Consider the following 4,976-nt stretch of genomic DNA (forward strand, 5'->3'; position numbering starts at 1 on the left):
TTCGTCGGCAGCGTCAGCTGTGCATAAGAGACAGGGCGAGGCCGCGGACGACGGCGGCAGGCTCACCGCTGGGCAGCCGACCCACCTTCTCGATGGTGGCGATCGCGCCGACGGAGCCGTACTCGCCGTCGAGGCGGGGCACGGCGAGCAGCCTGCGGTCGCCGGCGGCGCGGGCCGCGTCGACCGCGGCCTGGGTGGTCGGGTCGAGGGTCACCGGGATGACCATGCCGGGCAGCAGTACCGCGTCGGTCAGTGGAAGTACCGGAAGAGTTGCCATCGAACACCTGCTATCGCATTGAGTTGAGCGTGTCTGACTCAAGTCGACGCGGGTCGGCGTTGTTCCACGGTGTGACCCAGCACACGAACCGACCTCGATCGGGTGCGGCACCGACACATCCGTACCGACGACGGGAACACCGGGTAATCGGGATTTACGCGCGGCGCAAAACGCGAGACGCGGCGGACAGGGGCTTTTGTTGCGCAATTGCGGGGCGATGAGTCAAACTTTGACCACACCCCGCCAGACACAGGGAGTAATCGACGATGGCGAGAAAAGTAATCACGGTGCTGACTGACGACCTCGACGGCGGAAAGGCCGATCGCACGGTCGAGTTCAGCCTGGATGGCGTGAGCTACACCATCGACGTCTCCGACGAGAACGCGGGAGTCCTGCGTAAGGCGCTGGATCCGTTTATCAATGCGGGCCGACGGCTCGGACGCGGCAGCGCCGACACCGGTCGCGGACCGCGTCGCGTCACCGCGGCGGCACCCGGAATGAACCGCGAGCAGAACCGCGCGATCCGGGAATGGGCGGTCGGCAACGGCTACAAGATTTCCGAGCGGGGTCGTATCCCGGTCGAGGTCGTCGAGGCGTACAAGAACCGCTGAACAGCGGCGTCGCCCCACAACGACGCGGGCCGTCCGGAACCTGGTTCCGGACGGCCCGCGTGTTGTTCCGGGTCAGTTGACCTGGATCCGCACCGCGTCGAAGGCGGGGGTCTGGTTGGCCCGCTCCGACATCGGGATACGGTGCGAGCCGTCGCCGGCCCAGACCGCGCACTGTGCGGTGCCGGACTCCGGCAGGCCCGGGATCTGGATGACCACGCTGTCCGGCTGGCGACCGCCGCCGCCGTCCTCGGTGGCCACGAAGAAGGCCGGTACCGGATCCGCCGCCGGCGCCTCGTTCGTGTTGTTCAGCATCCGGCAGGCGGTGTGGAAGTGGCCACGGGTCAGGCCCTCACCGTTGAGCAGCGAGCTCTCCAGGTAGTAGCCACCCTGACCGGCCGGGAGGAAGCGGTCCCGGACCAGGTTGCGGGTGCTGACCCGCAGGGCGAAGCCCTCGTTGCGGTTGATCTGCTGCGGGAACTCGGTGATCAGCAGCGACGGGTTGTTCGCGGCGGAGCCGACCTCACCGAAGGCGGTGCTGATGCAGCGGTTGCCGTTCTGGAAGCCGTCGTGCGGCTGGAGCTGGCTGTTGTTGCAGTTGTTGGCCAGCACGTCGAGGCCGTTGTTGCCTCCGCCGTTGTTGCCGCCGTTGTTGTTGCCCCCGCCGTTGTTCCCACCGTTGTTGGGGTTGTTGCCGCCGTTGTTCCCACCGTTGTTGTTGTTCACCGGCTGCACCTGGCAGGCGGCCAGACCGGCGAGGCCACGCGGCCGGGGGCCGAAGCGGTCGATGGAGATGGTGATCCGGTCGAGCGTGGCCCGCCGCTTGCTGGCCAGCGGGTCGAGGATCGCGTTGCGGATGAACGCCTGGCCCTTGTTGCCCTCGGCGGCCAGGCGCTGGTCGGCCTCGGTGATCTGGGTCTGGAGCAGGGCCAGGTTGCGGTCCACCTCGGCGCGGGCCCGGTCGGGCACCTGCGGCAGGCGGCTCACCACGTCGGGACAGGCCACGGCGAAGGAACCGGCGGGGGTCGCGCCACCGTTGCCGCTGCGGGTCTCCTGGCACTCCTCCACGGACTGCTGCCCGTCACCCCAGTGGTTGGTCACCCACCGGCCGTTCTGGAAGGTGCGGGTGGTGGTGGCGCCACGGGCGGTCGGCGCGGTCGCACCCGGGCTGGGCTCCACACACTCGGCCGAGATCGGGCGGGTCTGCTGCTTGTTCGGCCGTCGGTCACCGGCCGACGAGATCTGGGTAACGGCAACGACGCCACCGAAGACGGCGAGCGTGGCACCAACGGCCAGAAGTCGTTTGGTCCGCGTGTTACCTGAGGGTCTGCGTGACCGGGTGGACCTGCGCATCGAATTGCTCTCCTTCTCGATCCGGTACCTGACGCGTGACTCGACGGACCGAACGGAATCGTGGTGGCGCGTTCGACGGAGGCCGTTCGAACGCACCGGTGGTACGTCGACAGACGACGATGCCCTTTCCGCACCGCCTCCCGCGCCCCCGGCGCGGGTTGGGAGATCCTGTCCATTCCCGGTGAGGTACGGCCCCGCCGTGGCGGGAGTTCAAAAGAAGGTGGACTTTTTTTCGACGACCCGGGCCGTACGGCTCCTGGGCAGGTCAGACCTGGTGCAGATGGTCGTAGGCGAAACCGTCCACGAGTTCGTCGCGGCGCTGCCCGAGTCGCCGGATGTCGTCGAGCAGATCGGTGCGATCCACCACGGCGGGACTTTCGTTCTCCAGGGTGCGCAGACGCTCACCGACAGCGAGCGCGGACAGATCCTCGGCCAGTCGTGCGGGATCGACACCACAGGAGAATCGGTGCGTCCGCAGAATGACTCGCTCCACCAGGAACGCGCCGGGCCGCACCTCGACCCAACTCCACCCCTCGACCGGGCCGTCGGCCCAGCGCACGTGCAACCCGCGCAGGATCGGATCCGCCAGTCGCCGCGACACGTACGCCTCGACCGCCTCGGCCCGGGCGAGCGCGCCGAGGTCGTTGACCGCGCCGGTGCGCCCGTCCGGCAGCCGGCCGACGATGTCGCGGAACCCGACGGCGGGTACGTCCGACCCGGCGGCGCCGTCGGCGTACCGGCGGGCGTCGATCACGTAGCCGACGATGCCCGGACCGTGGTCGACGGCGCGCAGGGTGACCGAGCCGATCCGCAGCAGCGGCAGGCCGACGCTGGCGGTGACCGCCTCGACGATCCGGTCCACCCGCCGGGCGGCGGCGTCCGGCGCGGGCTCCCGGAACTCGACGGCGAACTGCGGCAGGCCGGTGTCGTCCGCGCAGACCACGTGGTCGAGCACCACCCGCGCGGCGGTGTTCCACTGGCTGCCGGTGAGCCCCGGCGGCCGGCGCCGGATCACGTCACCCAGACGCGGGGCGGCGTGCACCCGTTGTCCCGCGCGGGCCAGCACAGGCGTACGCCCACCGGCCGGAACCGTCGACAGCCACGCGTCGCCACCGGTCATCGTCGCATCCACCCAATCCTGCCGCCGACCGACCGAGTCTAGGATGACGATCATGCCGGGCGGCTCCCCCGGTGGGCCCGCGATGACCGCCACGACGGTGACCGACCGCGCCCGAGCCGAGGAGGTGGACGGATGCGGGTGGTGTCCCTGGTGCCCTCGCTGACCGAGGCGGTGGCGGTGACCCTGCCGGGTCTGCTGGTCGGAGCCACCGACTGGTGCACCGCTCCGGCCGATCTGGACGTGCCCCGGGTGGGCGGCAGCAAGTACCCCGACCTGGACCGGGTGCGCGCGTTGCGGCCGGACCTGGTGCTGCTCAACGTCGAGGAGAACCGGCGCGAGGACGCCGAGGCGCTGTCCGCCGCCGGGGTGCCGGTCCGGGTCACCTACCCACGCACCGTGGACGCCGCCCTGACCGAGCTCGCCGACCTGCTGCGTGACCTGGGCGCGTCGGGGGAACCCGAGTGGTTGACGGCGGCGCGACGGGCCTGGGCCGACCTTCCGACTCCGTCGGTGCGGCACCGTGCGGTGGTGCCGGTCTGGCGGCGCCCCTGGGTGGTGCTCGGCGCCGACACCTTCGCCGGTGACGTGCTCCGCCGGCTGGGCGTGACCAACCTCTACGCCGGACAGCCGGAACGGTATCCGCGACCGTCCCTGGACGAACTGCGCGCCACCGGACCCGACCTGGTGGTGCTGCCGGACGAGCCGTACCGGTTCACCGCCGACGACGGGCCGGAGGCATTTCCTGGCGTACCGTGTGCTCTGCTCTCCGGTCGGCACCTGACCTGGTACGGCCCGTCGCTGGCCGAGGCCCCGTCGGTGCTGGCCGCTCAACTGGCGGACCCGGTCCGACGGCCCGGGCCGGAAGGGGTCGAAGGTCCCGTCCGGTCCGGGCCCGGTCGGCCCTGACCGCACCCGGTCCCACCGGCGTCCAATGGAGGTGTCACCGGGACAGCGGTGCGAAGCAGAGAAGGGACGTGGACATCATGACCGCGATGACCGAGCGGAACACCGCCGCCAGGACCCCGGGCGCCGAGACCGTTCGGGAGCAGGTCGACCGGAGGCGGGTCACCCGCCACCTGCTCGCCGGGCTGCGGCTGGCACTCGGCTGGATCTTCCTCTGGGCGTTCGTGGACAAGCTGTTCGGCCTGGGGTTCGCCACCGAGGGCGAGAACGCCTGGATCAACGGCGGCAGCCCCACCAAGGGCTTCCTCAGCTTCGGCGTCACCGGTCCGTTCGAGGGCTTCTACCAGAGCATGGCCGGGGCGGTCTGGGCCGACTGGCTGTTCATGATCGGTCTGGCCGCGATCGGCACCGCCCTGATCCTCGGCATCGGGGTGCGCGTCGCCGCCGTCGCCGGTGGCCTGCTACTGGTGATGATGTGGACTGCGGCCCTGCTGCCCGCGAACAACCCCTTCATGGACGACCACCTGGTCTACGCCGGGGTGCTGGCGCTGCTCGCGGTGACCAACGCCGGTGACACCTGGGGCCTCGGCCGCACCTGGGCCCGGCTGCCGATCGTCCAGCGCTTCGCCTGGCTCCGCTGACCTGTCCCCTCCCTCCCCACACGGCGGGCGTCACCCCTGCGGGTGCCGCCCGCCGCCACGACGGCCCGGGGGCT

5 protein-coding genes and 1 pseudogene are annotated in these 4,976 nt (G+C 70.7%); 3 read left to right on the top strand and 3 right to left on the bottom strand.

All coding sequences use genetic code 11. The features are described from left to right. Positions 1–34: 34 nt before the first annotated feature. Positions 35–277, bottom strand: a pseudogene (locus EYA84_RS26345) (LON peptidase substrate-binding domain-containing protein); the annotation flags it as partial. 266 nt (positions 278–543) lie between these two features. On the opposite strand from EYA84_RS26345, the gene EYA84_RS26350 reads away from it, so the two are divergent. Further along, complete coding sequence (locus tag EYA84_RS26350) at positions 544–888, top strand: Lsr2 family protein (protein ID WP_131056354.1); 345 nt, start codon at positions 544–546, stop codon at positions 886–888. 72 nt (positions 889–960) lie between these two features. Here the strand turns inward: EYA84_RS26350 and EYA84_RS26355 are convergent, their stop codons facing one another. Both EYA84_RS26355 and EYA84_RS26360 read right to left on the bottom strand, forming a co-directional pair. Continuing rightward, positions 961–2,238: a hypothetical protein gene (locus tag EYA84_RS26355; protein ID WP_131056356.1), complete on the bottom strand. Its 1,278-nt coding sequence runs from the start codon at positions 2,236–2,238 to the stop codon at positions 961–963. A 265-nt stretch (positions 2,239–2,503) separates the two neighbouring features. Then, on the bottom strand, positions 2,504–3,358 hold the full coding sequence (locus EYA84_RS26360) for a DUF2726 domain-containing protein (protein ID WP_131056358.1): 855 nt from the start codon (positions 3,356–3,358) through the stop codon (positions 2,504–2,506). A 132-nt stretch (positions 3,359–3,490) separates the two neighbouring features. Between EYA84_RS26360 and EYA84_RS26365 the strand changes: the two genes are divergently transcribed. Together EYA84_RS26365 and EYA84_RS26370 are read left to right on the top strand one after the other, a co-directional pair. Further along, positions 3,491–4,264, top strand: a complete 774-nt coding sequence (locus EYA84_RS26365) for a helical backbone metal receptor (protein ID WP_131056360.1) — start codon at positions 3,491–3,493, stop codon at positions 4,262–4,264. Positions 4,265–4,341: 77 nt separating this feature from the next. Next, complete coding sequence (locus tag EYA84_RS26370) at positions 4,342–4,902, top strand: DoxX family membrane protein (protein ID WP_131056362.1); 561 nt, start codon at positions 4,342–4,344, stop codon at positions 4,900–4,902. Positions 4,903–4,976 lie beyond the last annotated feature (74 nt).

Source organism: Verrucosispora sp. SN26_14.1, from assembly GCF_004307965.1.
Taxonomy (GTDB): domain Bacteria; phylum Actinomycetota; class Actinomycetes; order Mycobacteriales; family Micromonosporaceae; genus Micromonospora.

Excerpts from the sequence above, each read along its gene's own strand:
- EYA84_RS26350 (WP_131056354.1), top strand. The coding sequence starts at position 544 with ATGGCGAGAAAAGTAATCACGGTGCTGACTGACGACCTCGACGGCGGA.
- EYA84_RS26355 (WP_131056356.1), bottom strand. The coding sequence starts at position 2,238 with ATGCGCAGGTCCACCCGGTCACGCAGACCCTCAGGTAACACGCGGACC.
- EYA84_RS26360 (WP_131056358.1), bottom strand. The coding sequence starts at position 3,358 with ATGACCGGTGGCGACGCGTGGCTGTCGACGGTTCCGGCCGGTGGGCGT.
- EYA84_RS26365 (WP_131056360.1), top strand. The coding sequence starts at position 3,491 with ATGCGGGTGGTGTCCCTGGTGCCCTCGCTGACCGAGGCGGTGGCGGTG.
- EYA84_RS26370 (WP_131056362.1), top strand. The coding sequence starts at position 4,342 with ATGACCGCGATGACCGAGCGGAACACCGCCGCCAGGACCCCGGGCGCC.